Annotated in this window: 11 protein-coding genes; 3 read left to right on the forward strand and 8 right to left on the reverse strand. The window is 72.7% G+C overall.

From position 1 onward, the window contains the following. Nucleotides 1–43: 43 nt before the first annotated feature. A complete protein-coding gene (locus IF29_RS0111015) occupies nucleotides 44–913 on the reverse strand; it encodes an aldo/keto reductase (protein WP_030252859.1) in 870 nt (289 codons plus the stop codon). A gap of 210 nt (nucleotides 914–1123) precedes the next feature. On the opposite strand from IF29_RS0111015, the gene IF29_RS43405 reads away from it, so the two are divergent. Together IF29_RS43405 and IF29_RS0111025 are read left to right on the forward strand one after the other, a co-directional pair. Continuing rightward, the gene (locus tag IF29_RS43405; RefSeq protein ID WP_198037384.1) at nucleotides 1124–1429 is read left to right on the forward strand and encodes an STAS domain-containing protein; all 306 of its coding nucleotides are present in this window, start codon (nucleotides 1124–1126) and stop codon (nucleotides 1427–1429) included. A gap of 67 nt (nucleotides 1430–1496) precedes the next feature. Continuing rightward, entirely contained in the window at nucleotides 1497–2258 is a 762-nt protein-coding gene (locus IF29_RS0111025) for a mechanosensitive ion channel family protein (RefSeq protein WP_157623685.1), read from the forward strand. 55 nt (nucleotides 2259–2313) lie between these two features. Here the strand turns inward: IF29_RS0111025 and IF29_RS0111030 are convergent, their stop codons facing one another. The 5 genes from IF29_RS0111030 to IF29_RS0111045 form a co-directional block, all read right to left on the reverse strand. Beyond that, entirely contained in the window at nucleotides 2314–4404 is a 2091-nt protein-coding gene (locus tag IF29_RS0111030) for a DUF7507 domain-containing protein (RefSeq protein WP_157623686.1), read from the reverse strand. A gap of 84 nt (nucleotides 4405–4488) precedes the next feature. Then, nucleotides 4489–5631 (reverse strand): PP2C family protein-serine/threonine phosphatase, encoded by a 1143-nt coding sequence (locus IF29_RS0111035; protein ID WP_051725170.1) that lies wholly within the window; start codon nucleotides 5629–5631, stop codon nucleotides 4489–4491. 77 nt (nucleotides 5632–5708) lie between these two features. Then, entirely contained in the window at nucleotides 5709–6245 is a 537-nt protein-coding gene (locus IF29_RS48780) for an SAM-dependent methyltransferase (protein ID WP_332262529.1), read from the reverse strand. Continuing rightward, a complete protein-coding gene (locus tag IF29_RS48785) occupies nucleotides 6164–6568 on the reverse strand; it encodes an SAM-dependent methyltransferase (protein ID WP_332262530.1) in 405 nt (134 codons plus the stop codon). Before IF29_RS48785 ends, IF29_RS48780 begins: the two co-directional genes overlap by 82 nt. 91 nt (nucleotides 6569–6659) lie before the next feature. Then, nucleotides 6660–7484, reverse strand: coding sequence for an oxidoreductase (locus IF29_RS0111045; RefSeq protein WP_030252866.1), 825 nt, complete (start codon nucleotides 7482–7484; stop codon nucleotides 6660–6662). Nucleotides 7485–7580: 96 nt separating this feature from the next. Here IF29_RS0111045 and IF29_RS0111050 point away from each other — a divergent pair, with 96 nt between their 5' ends. Next, on the forward strand, nucleotides 7581–8486 hold the full coding sequence (locus IF29_RS0111050; protein ID WP_030252868.1) for a LysR family transcriptional regulator: 906 nt from the start codon (nucleotides 7581–7583) through the stop codon (nucleotides 8484–8486). A gap of 14 nt (nucleotides 8487–8500) precedes the next feature. Here IF29_RS0111050 and IF29_RS0111055 read toward each other — a convergent pair whose 3' ends face one another. After that, entirely contained in the window at nucleotides 8501–12490 is a 3990-nt protein-coding gene (locus IF29_RS0111055; protein ID WP_030252870.1) for a family 78 glycoside hydrolase catalytic domain, read from the reverse strand. Nucleotides 12491–12547: 57 nt separating this feature from the next. Next, nucleotides 12548–15142 carry an alpha-L-rhamnosidase-related protein gene (locus tag IF29_RS0111060; protein ID WP_051725171.1) on the reverse strand — a complete coding sequence of 865 codons (2595 nt, stop codon included), beginning with the start codon at nucleotides 15140–15142 and terminating at the stop codon, nucleotides 12548–12550. Between the last annotated feature and the right edge of the window lie 48 nt (nucleotides 15143–15190).

The following is a 15190-nucleotide window of genomic DNA, read 5'->3' on the forward strand; positions in this document are numbered from 1 at the left end:
TCGACGAGGCCTTCACCCCTACTGCCATATGGGCTGAGCGGGCTCAGACGGCGGCGGCGAGGGCGTCGAACTCGGCGTCGGTCAGCTCCAGCGTCGCCCCCAGGACGTTCTCCTCCAGGTGCGCCACGGACGAGGTGCCGGGGATGGGCAGGACGGCCGGGGAGCGGCGCAGCAGCCAGGCCAGCGCCAGCTGGGCCGGGGTGGCGCCGCGATCGGCGGCAATGCGGGCGAGCGGGCTGTCCGGGCCCAGCAGGCCGCCGGTGGCCAGCGGGAACCAGGGGATGAACGCGACGCCGTTGGCCTCCGCGTAGTCCAGGACGTCCTCGGAGGCCCGGTCGGCCAGGTTGAAGCGGTTCTGCACCGAGACGATCGGCGCCGTCCGGCCGGCCTCCTTGATCTCCGCCACCGAGACCTCGCTCAGCCCGATGTGCCGGATCTTGCCCTCGGCCTGCAGCGCGGCCAGTTCGCCGATCTGCTCCGCGAGCGGGACCTTGGGGTCGATCCGGTGCAGCTGCAGCAGGTCGATCCGCTCCAGGCCCAGGTTGCGCAGGCTGAGCTCCACCTGCTGGCGCAGGTACTCGGGGCGGCCCACCGCGGTCCAGCGGCCCGGGCCCTGCCGGGTGAATCCGGCCTTGGTCGCGATGACCAGATCGTCCTGGTAGGGGTGCAGCGCCTGCTTCAGCAGCAGGTCGGCCGTGAACGGCCCGTAGGCGTCGGCGGTGTCGATGAAGGTGACGCCCAGCTCGACCGCGCGGCGCAGCACCCGCAGTGCCTCGGCCGGGTCGGCGGGGTCCCCCCAGACGCCGGGGCCGGTCAGCTGCATGGTGCCGTACCCCAGCCGGGCGACGGGCAGGTCGCCGCCGAGGAGATAGCTTCCGGAAGCGCGAACCGGCTGGTCGGTGATGCCAGGCATGCTGGGTCCTCCTGAAGGTGGGGTGCTCTGGAGTGGGCCAACCTGGATCACCGGGACGCTATTCCCCCGGATTCCCCCCGGCGCGGGTAACGGCGGAGACACGATACGGAAGGGATCATGGGGATGTCGTGTACGAGCCGTGGCTGATTCAACTACCTTGCTCCCCAGTAGCGTTGCGGGATCGGGGGACTCATGGGCGACCGTTCAGCCGTGGCCGTGCTCGTGCGGGAGGACTCCGGCACTGCGGAGATCCTGCTCTCCGGGTGCGTCGACCGGAGCACCGACGCGCTGCTCGACCAGGCCCTCGAACCGCTGCTGGTCGACCCCCTGGTGCGGCGCATCGACGTCGACGTCGCCCTGGTGGACTCCTGCGAGTGCGGCGGGCTGACCGTCTTCATCCGGGCGCAGCACCTGGCCGCCGACTTCGGCGTCCCGTTGCGCCTGGTCCAGGCACGGCCGCTGCTGCTGCGGGTGCTGAAGGCCACCGGCCTGTCCCGGCTGCTGACGGCAGCGTAGCGGCGAGCGCGGCGGCAACCGTGGCGGATGTTCCGCAGCGCAGTCCCCGGGCTGCACAATACGGAGCGTGAAAACACCAGATGAGGCCACGTCCTCCGAGGAGGACCACGGCCGGGCCGGCGGCCGCAGGCCCCGTGGACGCGGCGTGATCCGCACCCGCAAGGCCGTCGTGACCACCACCATGGCGCTGGCCGGGCTGGCCGTGTCCACGTACTACGGGGGCGTGCTCGGCGACCAGTCCTCGCACCACTCGCTGGCGGACCGCACCATTGCCGCGGCCAGTGCGCTGGTCTTCCTGGTCTTCGCCCTGATCGCGGTCCGCGGGGCCACCCAGGACCTGGTCGCGCTGGTGCCGCAGAGTTTCGGGGACTCGCGGGTGACCACGCTGCGGATGCTGTGCCTGCTGACCGGCTACGCGCTGGTGGTCCTCGGTGCACTAAGCCTGCTGCACGTGCCGTGGAGCCGGCTGATCCTGGGCGGGGCGCTGACCGGGGTCATCGTCGGCATCGCGGCCCAGCCGGTGCTGGGCAACATCTTCGCGGGACTGGTGCTGCTGACCGCGCGCCCGTTCCACGTCGGCCAGGACGTGACGATCCAGTCCGGCGCCCTCGGCGGCCGGATCCAGGGCCATGTCACCGACATGACCCTGCTCTTCGTGCAGCTCCGCACCCCCGAAGGGCCGGTCCTGCTGCCCAACAACGCGGTCCTGAGCGCCGCCATCGCGCCCGGAATGGGCGGCGCCACGGCGCTGCCGGCCGCACCACCGGTCACGTCCCCGGCTGCTCCCACCGCGGGTCCGGTTCCTCCGGCGCCGGGGCAACCCGGCTGACCGCCGGCCGGGCGCGCCGCCCCACGGGGTGGGGTGCGGCGCGCCCGGACCCGGGCTACTCGTCCGCCGGGCCCGGATCGGTCCTGTCCGGGTTGCTGGGGCCACGGTCCCGGCGGCTGTGGAGCAGCAGCAGCGCTCCGGCCGCCAGGACCGCCAGACCGCCCGGGAGCATCAGCAGCGTCCCGATACCGGTCGGCGCCAGGTGCGCGTGCACCGGTCCGAGCGGTCGCGGGGCCATCGGGGCCGGTTCTGCCTCGGTGCGGGTGGGGGCGGGCGTCGGGGCGCCGGGCTCGCCCATCGTGACCGTGGGCGAGGGCATCGGTGTGGGCCGGTCGACCGGGACGTCGACGGTGCAGGGCAGCAGGGCGCGGGTGGTGGCGGCGCGGGTGGAGGCGGCGCAGCTGGTGCCGGGGATGCTGCCGGTGACGGCGTTGTGCAGCACCCCGTCACCGCGGTCCGGGTCGTGGACCGTCACCGAGTACCGGACCGTGGCCTCGGCGCCGGCCGCCAGGTCCCCGCTCCAGTACAGCGTCTTCTTCACCGGCGTGACGGTGCCGGTCGTCGCCGTGGCGTCGCCGTTGTAGTCGGCGTCGTCCAGCACCCCGCTCAGGTCGTCGGTGAAGTCGGCTGGGCTTACCGGGATGCTGCCGACGTTGCTGATCCTGACCGTGTAGTGCACCGTGCCGCCCGGCTCGGTCCGCTGCGGCTCGGCCGTCTTGGTGATCTCCAGCTCAGGGGTCAGCCGCACCACGTCCACCGAGGCGGAGGACTCGTTGGAGACCACGTTCGAACCGCCCGGGTTGGTCGCGTCGGCGGTGGCGGTGTTGGTGAACACGCCGGTGAAGGAGTCGTCGACGGTGATCACATGGGTGCCGGTGCACACCATGGACGCGGTCGGGCTGCCCATGGGGCCCAGCGTGGAGCGCGGACAGGTGGCGTCGATGATCTTCGGGTCGCTGATGGTCACCCCGTCCAGCTCGGTGCTGCCGGTGTTGGTGACCAGGAAGTTGTAGCTGACGGTGTCGCCCACCTTGCGGGTCGCCCCGCGCTGCCCGCGCAGGTCGGTGGCCACGGTCTTGACCAGGTTCAGGGTGCTCAGCGGGTCGACCGAGGACGCGACGACGTTGCGGATCAGATGGGTGTCGATCAGACCTCCGGTCGAGCCGGAGAAGCCGAACTTGTAGGTCTTGGGTGCGTCGTCCTTCATCTGGTAGGACAGCACCCGCTGGTAGCCGTTGCCGTCGTTGAAGTCGATGTCCACGGTGACCAGCGGCCGGGGATCGGGGCTGACGGTCAGTCGGACCCGCCGCGCAGCCCCGTCGGGAACCGTGGCGCTGGACCTGAGGCTGCCGGGCAGGGTGGTGACGAAGCCCGAGGGCTTGGAGGCGTCCGCGGTCATCGTCGAGGCCAGGAAGCAGTAGCCGTCGAGGTCCTCGCCCGGTCCACGGAGCGTCACCGAGTCGGTGACCTGGTAGTCGCTGATCACCGGGGACTTCGAGGCGGCGGGGCAGTTCCTGCCGCGGTTCTCGCCGTCGTTGGCGAAGTTGCCGTAGGCGTCCAGGCCGATGCCCAGGTAGCCGCCGTGCACCCCGGGTTCCAGGTTGCGCTGCGCGTATCCCAGCGAGCCACCGTCCGCGCCCGCCTCGGTGAGGTCCACGGCGCCGTCCACCAGGAAGAAGCCGATGCCGTCGGCCCCGTTGCCGCCGTACTGGTACTGGTCGAAGACCACCTGCAGGCCGCCGTTGCCGGGCAGCGGCCGGTTGTAGAGCAGGCCGCCGACGCGGTAGTAGCCGCCGTCGGTGAGCTGGAGCCAGCCGGGGGTGACGCCGGGGGTCGGCACGTTCGGGGCGGTCTGGTCGGCGGCGGTGCACGGCCCGGTCGTGGACTCCCCCGCCGGCGGCGTCGTGGCGGCGCCGGTCAGGCACACGGTGTCCAGCGGCATGAAGCCCGGGTCGGCGATGGAGGAGCCCTGGAAGGTCTCGTTGAGCAGCACCGAGCCGCCGGCCCGGTGCCGCTCCGCCCAGGGGGAAGCACTGGCCGGCACGGTTGCGGAGCCGCAGAGGGCGACGAGGGCGAGGCCGGCGACGGTGGCGCTCAGCACTGACGCACGGCTGCCGCACCGGGTCCGACGGGTCTGGATGGTCACTTTCTGACGCTACGTCACTAAATGCCCGCAGACTGCCGCCCCGGCCGTGGACACGCAGAGAGCTCCACTCCGACGGCCCCGCGGTCAGCTGTTCGAGCCGGGGCCGGGGTTGTTCCCTGGGGTGCTGCCGGCTCGCCGCAGGGCGATCAGGGCGATGTCGTCCTCCGGCGGCCCGTCGAGATGGGCTTCCAGATCCCGCCGGAGCGCGTCCAGGAAGAGCCGTGGCGCTGCGGCGCTCCACCGTTCGGCGCGTTCCGGCAACGGGTAGAAGGCCCCCGTCCGGTCCCGGGACTCGATCAGCCCGTCCGTGTAGAGCAGCAGCAGCTCGCCCGGTCCGAAGCGGAAGGTGGCGATCTCGTAGGGGGTGTTCGCCAGGGCGCCCAGGCCCAGCGGCGGGGAGGACTGGTCGTCGACCAGCTGGGTGGGGTGTTCCCGGCCCAGCAGCAGCGGGGGCGGGTGCCCGCAGTTGATCAGGTGGACCACCTGCTCGTCGTCGGGGATGTCGACGACGACAGCGGTGATGAAGCGCTCGCCGACGTCTCCCTCGGCCTCGGTGAACTGTCCCAGGCCCCAGCAGACGCTGCCTTCCAGGTAGGAGACCAGCTCCGGGAGCGGGGCCTCGCGGTGGGCCGCCGCCCGGAAGGCCCCCAGCAGCATCGCGGTGGCGTCCAGCGTGGTCAGTCCCTTGCCGCGGACGTCGCCGATGATCAGGCGGGTGCCGGTGGCCGTGCGGGCCAGCGCGAAGAGGTCCCCGCCGATCCTGGTGCCCGCCTCGGCGGCGTGGTACCAGGACGCGATGCGCAGCGGGCCGGCCGTCTCCGGGATCGGCGGCAGCAGCACCCGCTGGGTCGCCTCGGAGACGTACCGGGCCCGGGAGAGCTCGCCGAGGTGGTGCTCCCGCAGCCGGCAGAAGACCGTCAGCAGCGCCGAGAGCGCGACCATGGAGCCGATCTGGACGATCAGGTTCTCGGTGCCCAGCACCCCCCGGGCCAGCCCGATGCACACCAGAGTGAGCACGGCTAGCAGTCCGATGAACCCGGTCAGCCGCGGGCCGCCGAACGAGGCGGTGAACGCCGGCGCGACCACCAGCAGCGGCCCCAGGTGGACGTCGGGCGGCGACAGCACGTCCGCGAGGGCGATCACCGCCATCACCGCCAGCGCGATCGCCACCAGGCCCGCTCGCGACCGCCACGAGCGCCACCCCACGAACCACTCCGGCGCGTCCATCCCCCCTGCATACCGCCGTTGCGGCCACCCCGCACGCCGGAGGCCGCGCGGCGCCGGGGATCGGGGCCGGTCAGGGCTCAGTAGCGGGCGACGCCTGCGTAGATGCCCAGCCGCTCGGCGTCCGCGGCCAGCGGCCCGTCCGGACGCCAGAACGGCGCGAGCACGAGGCCCGGCTCCAGCAGTTCCCCGCCCCCGAAGAACCGCTCGACCTCCTGGCGCGGCCGCAGGTGCAGATGGGCCGCGGCCTGGTCGTAGGACTGCTCGGCGCGCTGCGCCAGGTCCTGCGGCAGGGTGTCCCCGGTGCCGTGGGTCAGGATCAGGTAGCTGCCGCCGGGGAGGGCCTCCAGCAGGCGCTTGACGATGCCCTGCGGGTCCTGGTCGCCACCGATGAAGTGCAGCACCGCGACCAGCATCAGCGCCACCGGGCGGCTGAAGTCGAGCAGGTCGCGGACGCCGGGCGCGGCGAGGATCGCCTCGGGGTCGCGCAGGTCGGCCTGGGTCACCGTGGTCGCCCCGTGGCCGGACCCGCTCATCAGCGCCCGGGCGTGGGTGAGCACGATCGGGTCGTTGTCGACGTAGGCGACCCGGGCGGAGGCGTCGGCCCGCTGGGCCACCAGGGGGCACCCCCGGACGGAGTCTGGGGGAGGGTGTTCCCGGCGGCGGGGATGCCGGTGCCTATGTCCAGGAACTGGCTGACGCCCAGGGCCGACACGGTGCGCACCGCGCGGCCCAGGAAGGCCCGGTTCGCCCGCGCCGCGTTCACCACGTGCGGGGTCATCGTCGCCAGCTGCTCGGCGACGGCGCGGTCCGAGGCGAAGTTGTCCTTGCCGCCCAGCCACACGTCGTAGACCCGGGCGGGGTGCGCGACCTCGGGGTGCAGATCCGCCGACGGCGCCCGCTCGTCGGTCCCCTGCATCCAGGTCCTATCCTCCGTCACGAACCCCTCCTGCTGCTGTACGCACCCGCCCCGGCGTCCGCGACGATACCGCATCCGCCAAGCCGCAGCTCAGAGTTGACGCCGCGCCCGCTCAGTCGAAGGCGGTGTCCCGGGCGGTCTTCTCCCAGGCCGTCACCTCGGCGCGGACGGCGTCGAGGTGGCCGAGGACCGCGTCGACGCCGTCGTTGCCCAGCGGCAGGTGCAGCGGGGTGTTCTCGGCGGCGAGGGCCGTCAGGATCGCGGCGGCCGCCTTGGCCGGGTCGCCGGGCTGGGCGCCGTCCCCGGCCGCGGCCATGGCGCGGGTCGGGCCGACGGTGGCGGCGTAGTCGTCGATCTCCGCGCTGACGCTGCGGTTGCCCATCAGGCCGGTGCGGAACGCCCCGGGCTCGACCACCAGCACCTTGATGCCCAGCGGTGCGACCTCGTCCAGCAGCGCCTCGGAGAAGCCCTCCAGGGCGAACTTGGTGGCGCTGTAGGCGGAGAACCCGGCGAAGGACATCTGCCCGCCCATGCTGCTGAGCTGCACGATCGCCCCGGAGCGGCGCTGCCGCATGGACGGGAGCACCGCCCGCACCAGGGCCGCGGGGCCGAACACGTGCACCTCGAACAGCGCGCGCAGTTCCGCGTCGGTGGTCTCCTCGGCCGCCCCGACATGGGTCCGGCCCGCGTTGTTGACGAGCACGTCGATCCGGCCGTGACGGGCGGTCACATCCGCGACCACCGCGTCGACGGCGGCCAGGTCGGTGACGTCCAGCCGGACCGCCTCGACCTGGTCGGGGTGCGCCGCCACCAGGTCGGCCAGCGTCTCGGTGCGCCGGGCCGCGGCGACCACGACATCGCCCGCCGCCACCGCCGCCTCGGTGAGCGCCCGGCCGAAGCCGCTGTTGGCGCCGGTGATCAGCCATACCTTGCTCATCGCTACTCCGTGGGTCCGTGGTGTTCGCTCTGTTGGTCCCCAGCCTGCTCCGGTCGGGTCTCGCGCGTCCAAGACCTTCCGTGATAACCATGGGCTATGGATGTGCACAGCCGGGATCTCCGCTACTTCGTCGCGGTGGCACAGGAGTTGCACTTCACCCGGGCGGCCGAGGCGCTGTTCGTCTCGCAGCCGGCGCTGAGCAAGCAGATCCGGATGCTGGAGCGGACCCTGGGCGCGCCGCTGTTCGAGCGGGACCGTCGCGAGGTGCGGCTGACCGCCGTCGGCGCGGCGCTGCTGCCGCACGCCCGGCGGGTGCTGGAGCAGTGGGAGCAGGCCGTGCACGCGGTGGCTGCGGCCCGGGCCGCCCTGGACGGCCGGCTGGTGGTCGGGATGAGCACCGGCCCGGGGCGCGGCGGGATGCTGCCGGCGATCCGCTCCCGCCTCACCGCCGAGTACCCGGACGCGCAGCTGGTGCTCCGTCAGGTCGACTGGGCCGACCCCAGCGCGGGGCTGGTCGACGGCTCCAGCGACGTGGCGTTCCTGTGGCTGCCGCAGCCCGAGGCGCGGCGGCTGCGCTGGCTGGTGGTGGCCGAGGAGCCGCGGCTGGTGGCGCTGCCGGAGACGCACCGGCTGGCCGGGTGCGAGGTGGTGGAGTTCGCCGAGCTGCTGGACGAGCCGTTCCTGGCGCTGCCGGGCAGTGCCGGGGTGCTGCGCGACTACTGGCTGGCCGTGGACCAGCGCGGCGGCCGGGAGCCGCTGGTCGGCGCCGAGATCAGCGGGGTCGACGAGACCTACGAGGCGCTGGTGGGCGGGCAGGGCGTGTGCCTGCTGGGCGCCGGGAACGCCCCGCTGCTGACCCGGGGCGGTGTGGTCACCCGTCCGGTCCGCGGGCTGTCGCCGTCGCGGTTCGCGCTGGCCTGGCGCGCCGACGACACCCGTCCGCTGGTGCACGCCTTCGCCCGGGCCGCCCAGGCGGCGGGCTGCCGCCCGCCCGCCGCCTGAACCTCGCCGACCGATCAGGGAGTCAGCTCGGCGACCCGGGTGAAGGCACCGTCCTGGTCGGAGGTCACCACGACGCGTACCTGAGTGGTCGTCACCTCCCCGGCGAAGGGGATCCAGCGGTACAGGGCCGTGTTGCCGGACACGTCGGCCTGGGTCACCCACTGCGAGCCGTCCCAGGTCTGGACGGTGAAGGCGGTCGGGACGCCGTCCGGGTTCGAGGCGAACCCCACTCCGTGCAACGGCACGGGGGTGGGAGCGGTGACCGTCAGGGTGTCGGGGAACTGGCCCTGGGTGTCGTCGTTCCAGAAGGTCGTCAGGTCGCCGTCGATCGCGTTGGAGGCGAGGTAGGTGCGGGTCGCGCCGTTGACGACGTTGGGTGCGTGCTCACTGGACGCGCTCGCGCTGGTTCCGGCCGGCCAGCGGCCGAAGACCTGCAGGTGCACCGGGGCCGTCGCGACGGTCCCGTCGGGCGTACGGACCTTCACCGTCACCGGGTAGACCCCGCCGGCGACGTCGGCTGGGACGGTGATCCGCAGCGTGCTGCGGACCTCGGTGGTGGCCGGGGTGAGCGGAATCTGCGCCGGTGTCGCCGTGGCCGTCCAGCCGGCGGGCACGGTGGCGCTGACCGATACCGGGCCGGTGCCGGTGGAGCGGCCCTCGACCACGGCGGTGACGTCGCCGCCGGTACCCGCGGTGATCGGCGCCGGCTGGCTCGCCGTGACCGCCAGGCGGGTGACGGTGGTCCGCGGCGGGGTCACCGTGAAGGTGTAGTCGCCGGAGCCCGCGGTGAGGGTGAGCTGCTGGTCGTCCGCCCGGCCGACGGCCAGACCGGGATCGGCCTGGGCGCGGTGCCCAGCCGCGTACACGGTCCGGTCGCCCTCGCTGACCGTGGACTGCGCGCCGCCGAGCAGCGGCAGCCGGATGGTCGCCGTGCTGCCGACGGGTACCACCGCGTGGTAGGTCAGCGTGGAGCCCTCGCGCTGCCAGGAACTGACGACGGTTCCGCGTGCCGTCCGCTGCTGGGCCGAGGCGGAGGTCAGGTCACCGACGACGCCGGGGGCGAGGGTGAGGCTGCTGTACCCCGATCCGGTGCTGCCGGGCTGGATCCCGGCCAGCTGCTGGTAGAACCACTGGCCGATGGAGCCGCCCAGTCCGATGTGGTCCTTGGAGGAGGTCCCGTCCGGCGCGGAGGAGTCGACCCACTTCTCCCAGATCGTGCCCGGGCCCTGGCTGAGCATGTAGCCGAAGCTGGGGTAGTCGGTGCGCTCGGCCACCGCCAGCGCGACGTCGTTGCGCCCGTAGGCGCCGAGGGCCTGGAACACCAGGGTGGTGCCGACGAACCCGGTGGTGAGGTGGTCGTCGTGGGCGGCGATGTCCTGCACCAGGCGGTCCGCGGTGGCCTGCTCGCGGCCGGCCGGGACGATGCCCAGCACCAGCGGCATCGCGTAGGAGAGCTGGGTGCCGGTGCCGTACACGCCGGTGGCGGGGTCGAAGAAGCGCTTGGTGAAGCCGGCGGCGATCCGGGTGGCCAGGGCGCCGTACTCGGCCGCGTCGGCCCGGTTGCCGACGACGGCCGCCATCCTGGCGAGCAGTTGTGCGTCCAGGTAGTAGAAGCCGGTCTGGAAGTAGTCGTGCGGGGTGCTGACGGTGGCGACCCAGTCGTCGCCCCAGGAGGTCGGCGCGTTGACCACGATGTGGTCGGCGTCGCTGATGGTGCCCAGGTAGTCGACCCACGCCTTCACGTGCTGGTAGTTGGCGGTGATGGGCTGCTTGCTGCCGTACTGGGTGTACGTGTCCCAGATGATCTGCGGGTAGGCCGTGCCCCAGGCCGGGTCGGTGGCCCAGCCGGTGCTGCCGTTGGTGGGGGCGACCGAGGGGATGCTGCCGTCGGGGTTGAGGCTGGTGACCACGTCGCCCAGCCACTTGGCGTAGAAGGACTGCATGTCGTAGTTGGCCATGGCCTCCACGTCGGAGTCCGCGGCGTCGCCGAGCCAGCCGTGCTTCTCGCGGGTGGGGCAGTCCAGCGGGATCGACTGCAGGTCGTTGAGCTGGGTCTGGGCCACCGCGCCCTGGATGGAGTTCAGCAGCGCGTCGGACGAGGTGAAGGTGCCGGTGGTGGCCACGTCGGTGTGCACTTCCTGGGCGGTGACGGTGACGGCGGCACCGTCCGGGAGGCCGGTCAGTTCGGCGTAGCGGAACCCGGAGTAGTTGAACCGCGGTGCGTAGGTCTCGGCGCCGGAACCGGCGAAGGTGTAGTGGTCGGTCTGCCGTGGCGGGTCGCCCGCGGAGAAGCTGATGTTGGAGGTGGTCACCTGGCCGGTCGGGTCGAGGATCTCGCCCTTCTTGATGTCCACCGTGGTTCCGGCGGGCTGGGTCGCGGTGACGGTCACCCAGCCGGTGATGTTCTGGCCGAAGTCGTACACCCGTTGGCCTGCCGCGGGCCGGGTCTCCTGCACCGGGGTGAGGGTCTTGACGATCTCGGTGGGCGGGGTGGTGTCGGCCTGCAGCCGGGTGAGCGCGGAGTAGCCGACCGCCGGACGGGCGCCGTAGACGCCGAGTTCGGCCAGCCGGAAGGTGCAGCTGCTGCCGATGCAGCGCAGCCTGGTGGCGGTGACCCGGACGTAGCGGCCGGTGGCCCGGGTGTCGAGGACCACCGGTGCGGTACCGGGCGACGGCTGGTCGGCGCCGGTGCGGTCGGCGACCGTGGTCGCGGTGGCGAAGGTCGGGTCGTCGCTGACCTGGACCAGGTAGCGCACCGGGAATCCGGCGGCGGGGAAGTCGCCTGCCGGGTCGTTGGTCGGCCGGGCGGGGAACAGCCGGATCTGCCGGACGTCCTGGTCCGTGCCGAGGTCCGTCTGCACCCACTTGGTGGTGTCGGCGGTGGACTCGATGGCCGAGTGGTAGCCCTGGGAGGTGTCGGTGGAGCCGTCGACGCCGTCGGTGAGTGCGGCCGGCGACCAGCCGCAGCAGCTGGTGGTGTCCAGTGCGGTGACCGGCCTGCCCTGGGCCAGGCTCAGCGGGTGCGAGGCCGGTGCGACCGCGTGCGCCAGGGGCCAGGCGCTGTCGTCCAGTCCCGCGGTGTCCCAGCCGGTGACGGCCTTGCGGGCGTCGTAGGTCTCCCCGTAGTAGAAGTCGTCCCCGGTCACCGGTCCTGCGGTGGTCCGCCAGCCGGGTCCGGTGCCGAAGGTGGCCTTGGTTCCGTCGCTGTAGGTCAGGTCCAGTTGGGCCACGAAGGTGGGTTGGCCGCTGAACTGTCCCTTGCCCGCCATGAAGGCCAGCGCGTTGGCTCCCTGGTGCAGCAGGGAGGTGACGTCGAGGTCCCGGTACAGGACCCTGGAGGAGTAGTCGGTGACGGAGGAGTCGAGGACCTCGGACGGTTCGACCCGCGCGCCGTTCAGGTGCGGCTCCACCAGCCCCTGGGCGGCGAAGTACAGGCGGGCCCGGGCGACCGGCGCGGTGACCGTGAAGTCGCCGCGGACCAGGGCTCCGTCGCCGGCCTGCAGCCACCAGGCCGACCAGTCCGCGGCGTCGAGCAGCCCGGTGTCGAAGGCTGCCGGCGCCGACCAGGGCGAGGCCTGGCCCTGGCGGTTCCAGGTCCGCACCGACCAGGTGTAGCTGCGGTCGGCGGCCAGGGCGGGTCCTGCGTAGGCGACGTCGGTGGAGTTCTGCGAGGCGGTCCGGCCCGAGTCCCACAGGCGCGTCGAGCCGGTGCCCACGCGGATCTGGTAGCCGGTCTGGCTCTGCGCCCGTGCGCTGTCGTGCAGGACCCAGGAGAGGGTCGGCCGGGCCTCACCGACCGGCAGTCCGGGGCCCTGGCCGTCGACCTTGAGGTCGGTCGGGGCCTGGGCGCTGCCGGTGGCGCCCGGCGGGTGCTGGGTGGCGGCGGAGGCGAGTGCGGGCATCGCGGTGGGTACGGACAGCACCGCGGCGATGATCGTGGTGACGATCGCGGCGGTCGTGGTCCGGCGCGGACGCCGGCCGCTGCGGATTGCGGGCCATGTCACGGAGGTGGTTCTCCTTGTCCTCGGCTGTCTGACGGCACGTCCGTTCGGGTCGCGCGGCTACTTGCCGGTGCGGGTGACGGTGACGGTGTGGGTGCCGGGCTGCACTCCGTGCAGGGTGAGGTAGCCGTTCTGGAGCGTGGCGTCCGTACCGGTGGCCCCGGTGCCGTTCCAGACGGTGCGGCCGTCGATCCGGACCACGGCGCTCCCGGTGACCGGCACCGCGACGTCGCCCGAGGTCCCCTTGGGGGCGGTGAGGGTGAGCGAGAACTGCTGGGCTCCGCTGCCGCGGACCCAGCTGACCTGCAGCGGGCCGTGCGGGGTGGGCAGCTGGCCGCGGGCCCAGGTGACGGTGCCGGGGTGCGGCTGGACGCTCCAGGTGCCGAAGCCGGGGCCGGTGGGGGTGGCGCCGAGCAGGTCGTTGGTGAGCGCCGGGACGACACCGGTGGACCAGCCGTGGGCGGCCGAGGTGTAGGCGCCCTCGTAGAGGGATCCGCCGGCGCCGATGCCCTCCCAGTCGGTGGTGCCGGGGCCGTGGCCGGCCATCCAGCCGTAGAGCCGCTTGATCTCGTCGATCGCGGAGTCGGCCTGGCCGCTGAGGAAGCGGGCCTGGATGTCGGGGTAGGAGGTGAACGCGTAGACCCGCTGGGTGCCGTCGGGGACCAGGGTGTCGTTGTCCATGAAGGAGTTGCCGTAGGGCAGCGCGGTGTTCCGGGCCAGGTAGTCCAGGGCGGAGGTGGCCTGGGCCTGGTCGGCGACCCCGGCCAGCACGGCCAGTCCGTTGCCGTCCTGGGCGTGCCGGGCCGGGCCGGTGGCGGAGTCCAGGTAGGCGCCGGTGCTGCTGTCCCACAGGTGCGCGTTCACGGCGGTGCTGACGGTCTGTGCGCGCTGCGTCCAGCGGTCGGCGTCGGCGGTGCGGCCCAGCGAGGTGGCCAGCGCGGCGGCGTCCTTGAGGGCCTGGACGTACAGGGTGTTGTAGTAGGTGACCTCGCCGGTGCGCGGCAGGAAGGCGTAGTCGCCGTAGCCGCCGGTGCCGTTGAGCCCCTTGGAGAGCAGGCCGTTGGCGTCGGTGACGCTGGGGTACCAGCTGTCCAGCACCTTGACCAGGTTGGGGTAGTAGGTCTGCGCGTAGGCGGTGTCCCCGGTGTAGAGGATGTAGTCCCAGCTGCTGGTGACCCACCACATCGGATAGTCGAACAGCGGCAGGGTGTAGTTGTTGATGGAGGCCGGCGGGATCCAGCCGTCGGAGCGCTGGTGGTCGGCCAGGTCGGCGAGCACGTTGCGGGCCGCGACCGCGGTGTCGTGGGTGAGGTAGGTGGTGCGGCCGGAGACGGCGATGTCGCCGACGTAGGGGTCGCGGTCGCGCTTGGCGCCGTCCTGCAGCACCAGCTTGCCGTCCAGGCCGGTGCTGTCGGCCCCGCGCGGGTCCACGTCGCCGGGCCGGAAGGTGTCGGTGACCAGCTCGTTGGTGTAGGAGGCGTCGTACCAGTACTGGTTGAGCTGCTGGTCGGAGGACTCGAACCAGCCGGTGTAGCTGGAGGGCGTGCCCAGGAACGGGGTGAAGTCCAGCGACACCCCGTTGATCTTCACAGTGCCGTTGGCCTGGGTGTAGGGCGCGTCGGCGGGCAGGGCGTCCAGGGTGATCTTCAGGTAACGGAAGCCGTGCAGGCCGTCGGAGCACACCTGACTGCCGGTCAGGCAGGTCTTGCTGTCGGTCCAGACGCCGCCCTGCTGGGGCACGGCGTACTGGTCGGTGCCCGGTCCGCCGCTGACGTCGGAGCGGGTGAAGTCGGAGCGGTCGCTCAGGTACTGCAGGGTCTCCGAGAAGGCGAGCCGGACCCCGGGGTTGTTGCCGGACGCGCCGGCGAAGCTGATCCTGGGGTAGCCGACGACGACCTTGCCGAAGTCCAGGGTGATGCTCGGCGCCGGCGGGTCGGCCACCACACCGGGCCAGACCTCGTTGATCCGGGTGTACTCGCCCTTGGAGCTGGCCTGGTCCTTGCTGACATTGATGCGCACCTGCGTGGTGGTGACCGGCGTGGTGAAGCTGACGGCCCGTTGGACCTCGGTGTTGCCGGTGACGGTGGCCTGAGTGGTCCAGGTCGAGCCGTCCCAGGTCTGGACGGTGAAGTCCTGCGGGACGCCGTCGCTGTTGGACAGCACGGTGATGCCGGGCAGGGTGACCGCGGTGGGGCTGGTGATCTGGAGCCAGGCCGGGTAGGTGGCGGCGTCGGCGTCGTTCCAGAAGGTGTCGGTGTTCCCGTCGACCGCGTTGCCGGGGACGTAGGTCCGCGGCTTGCCGTCGTTGCCCTGGTTGCCGTCGTGGTACGAGGATGCGGTGGCCGTGGTTCCGCTGGGCCAGGCGGGTTTGGCCGCCGGGGCCGGGCGGGTCAATACGGCGGTGCCCCTGCCGAGCGCGCCGCTCGGGTGGGTGACGTTCCCGGTGGTGCTGACGATGGAGACCGGCTGCACCGAGCGGCTGCCGGGCGCCTGGACGTACTTCTGCCAGTCCGGCGACGACGAGGGCCGCGCGCCGCCCCCGACGGTGTTCGCGGAGGCCGGTCCGGAGACGGCGAAGGTGGCGGTGAGGGCGGCCACGACGGCGATCGCCTGGGCGGTGCGGGCTGCATGTGCGGGGAGGCGCAGGGTGGGCATGGTGGCTCCCGGGAGCTCGGTCGGCCGCGGGTCGCGAACGACTGGGTG

The organism is Streptacidiphilus jeojiense (assembly GCF_000719095.1).
GTDB lineage: Bacteria > Actinomycetota > Actinomycetes > Streptomycetales > Streptomycetaceae > Streptacidiphilus > Streptacidiphilus jeojiensis.

Excerpts from the sequence above, each read along its gene's own strand:
- IF29_RS0111050 (WP_030252868.1), top strand. The coding sequence starts at position 7,581 with ATGGATGTGCACAGCCGGGATCTCCGCTACTTCGTCGCGGTGGCACAG.
- IF29_RS0111060 (WP_051725171.1), bottom strand. The coding sequence starts at position 15,142 with ATGCCCACCCTGCGCCTCCCCGCACATGCAGCCCGCACCGCCCAGGCG.
- IF29_RS0111035 (WP_051725170.1), bottom strand. The coding sequence starts at position 5,631 with ATGGACGCGCCGGAGTGGTTCGTGGGGTGGCGCTCGTGGCGGTCGCGA.
- IF29_RS0111015 (WP_030252859.1), bottom strand. The coding sequence starts at position 913 with ATGCCTGGCATCACCGACCAGCCGGTTCGCGCTTCCGGAAGCTATCTC.
- IF29_RS0111045 (WP_030252866.1), bottom strand. The coding sequence starts at position 7,484 with ATGAGCAAGGTATGGCTGATCACCGGCGCCAACAGCGGCTTCGGCCGG.